3 protein-coding genes are annotated in these 2,327 nt (G+C 40.7%); all 3 read left to right on the forward strand.

Annotated elements, in window-relative coordinates; genetic code table 11:
- A partial coding sequence (locus ACEW8O_RS14875; protein WP_373495415.1) for an ABC transporter permease occupies positions 1-1,087 on the forward strand: 1,087 nt, incomplete at its 5' end.
- A 308-nt stretch (positions 1,088-1,395) separates the two neighbouring features.
- Positions 1,396-1,635, forward strand: coding sequence for a hypothetical protein (locus ACEW8O_RS14880; RefSeq protein WP_373495416.1), 240 nt, complete (start codon positions 1,396-1,398; stop codon positions 1,633-1,635).
- Positions 1,616-1,960, forward strand: coding sequence for a type II toxin-antitoxin system PemK/MazF family toxin (locus ACEW8O_RS14885; RefSeq protein ID WP_373495417.1), 345 nt, complete (start codon positions 1,616-1,618; stop codon positions 1,958-1,960). Before ACEW8O_RS14880 ends, ACEW8O_RS14885 begins: the two co-directional genes overlap by 20 nt.
- Positions 1,961-2,327: the final 367 nt, after the last annotated feature.

Here is a 2,327-nt window from a genome sequence, read left to right on the forward strand (position 1 = left end):
ATTGGTGATCCGGGACCAGATGAAATACATGCAGAATGTATCTTTGGGATTTGATAAGGAACATGTTTTGGTTGTAGAAAGGGGATTTAGCTTTGGGCCGCAAAATCTAAAAACCTTTGTGGAAGAACTCAGAAAAATGCCGGAAGTAGAGAATGCTGCCATTGCATTTGCATCTCCCGGGCAGGAAGCCACCTTCTTTGGATTACAGTTTCAGCCTGAAGGTTCCTCCGAAATCCTGACCACCAAATCCATGGTTGTCGCTGATGGCGTTTCCGAAACTTTGGGTTTTGAAATAGTGGAAGGTAAGGGCTTTTCGGAAGCAACAAATGATTCCCTGTATGTTTTGCTCAATGAGACTGCCGTCAAAGTCATGGGCATCACAGACCCTATAGGTTCCAAACTGTTGGAATCCCAGAACACCCCCGATGGCAATATCACTGTCGGGCATACCATTATCGGGATTGTTAAGGATTTCAACTTCATTTCATTACGGGATGAAATTACTCCCTTGGTGCTACAGAACACAGAAAGATTTGGGGACATAGGTGGTCAGTATGTTTTTGCCAGGATCAAAGGCAACCAAACCCAATCTGCCATAGCGTCCATTGAAGCCAAATGGAAAGAAATAGCTCCCGAACAGGCATTCAAGTTTTCATTCTTGGATGAAAGCCTCGACAACCAATACCTTGAGGAGCAGCAAACAGGAAGGATTTTCTCAATATTTTCTATCCTGGCGATTTTCGTTTCCTGCATAGGATTGTTTGCTTTATCCGCCTACGTCACCAGCCTCCGTACCAAAGAGATCGGAGTGAGAAAAGTATTGGGTGCTTCTGTCAACAGTGTGGTGCTGATGCTTTCCAAAGACTTTACCAAAATGATTTTGATCGCATTTGTCTTGGCTGTTCCGGTGGCCTGGTACGTGATGGAAAAATGGTGGTTACAGAATTTCGCTTTTAGGATCAATGTCAACCTTTGGATTATCCTGATTTCAGGTATCTCGGTGTTGACGATAGCATGGCTGACGGTTAGTTTCCAATCGGTTAAAGCGGCTTTGGCAAATCCGGTGGAATCGCTGAAGTCAAACTGAATTAAAGGATGAAGGAGAAGGGATGAAGGATAAAGGACAAGGTGGTGCGTCATTGCGAGGAGCATTTGGGAAACTTTGATATTTTGAAAAGTCCTTTGTGCGACGTGGCAATCTCTTTGGATGAAAGATGAGGGGGTGAATTACAAGGATGAAGGAGAAGGGATGAAGGATGAAGGACAAAGGAAAAAGGGTGAATACAAGGAAGAAGGAAGTGGTAAAATTGAAGAAGGATGAGTAGCTCCATCTTAATTATGAGATAACTTGGAGTATATATCAAAAGTATATACTTTTAGATAAACTTAATAGCTATGAAGAACCTATCATTGAAGCTTGAAGACGATATTTTTCAGGAGACTGAACATATCATTTCAAAAGTTAAAAAGAGCAGAAACAGGTATATCAACGATGCAATCGAATTTTATAACAGACTTCAAAAGCGGAGACTTTTGTCAGAACAGTTAGGCAGAGAATCAAAAATCGTAGCACAGGACTCCATGGATGTTTTGGCTGAATTCGAAAGACTCATAGATGAAGATCAGGCAATATGAAATTTGGGTTGCTGACCTAAATCCAAGAAGGGGAACGGAGGCCGGTAAAGTCAGACCTGTAATTATCATTCAGACCGACTTACTCAATAAAGAACATCCTTCCACCATTGTATGCCCGATTACCACCAACGTAAGGCCGGAGGCAGAGATTTTAAGGGTTCACCTAAAGAAGGCAAAATTTGAACTCAAGGAAGATTGTGATATCATGATTGACCAAGTTAGGGCAATAGATAACAACAGACTTTTGGAAAGGATTGGGGAGGTGGACCGGCGTACCATTGATATGGTGAAAGAAAACTTAAGGATTTTGTTGGATTTGGGTTGAAAGATGGAATTTTACTGCCAATGTTTGGGTCTGCATAAACTGCGGAAAGGATGAAGGAGAAGGGATAAAGATGAAATACAAGGATGATGGAAAAGGGATGAAGGTAAAAGTGTGAAGACAAGGAAGAAGGATGTAGTAATATGGATTAAGGATAGGTAAATTCCCATCTTAATCACAAGATTAGAGATCTCTTGTATTTGGGTTTCTTTATCTGCCATTTTTTGTAAATTTGAGTTTATAATATTTTAAAAAACAAAAATGAGTTATTATGTCAAATCCTCTTAATGAAACCCAATTGGAAATCCTGAAGCTATTCAGCCATGAACAATCAGAGGAAGATTTGCAGGAAATTAAATCACTGTTCGTC

Source organism: Aquiflexum sp., from assembly GCF_041749095.1.
Lineage (GTDB): Bacteria > Bacteroidota > Bacteroidia > Cytophagales > Cyclobacteriaceae > Aquiflexum.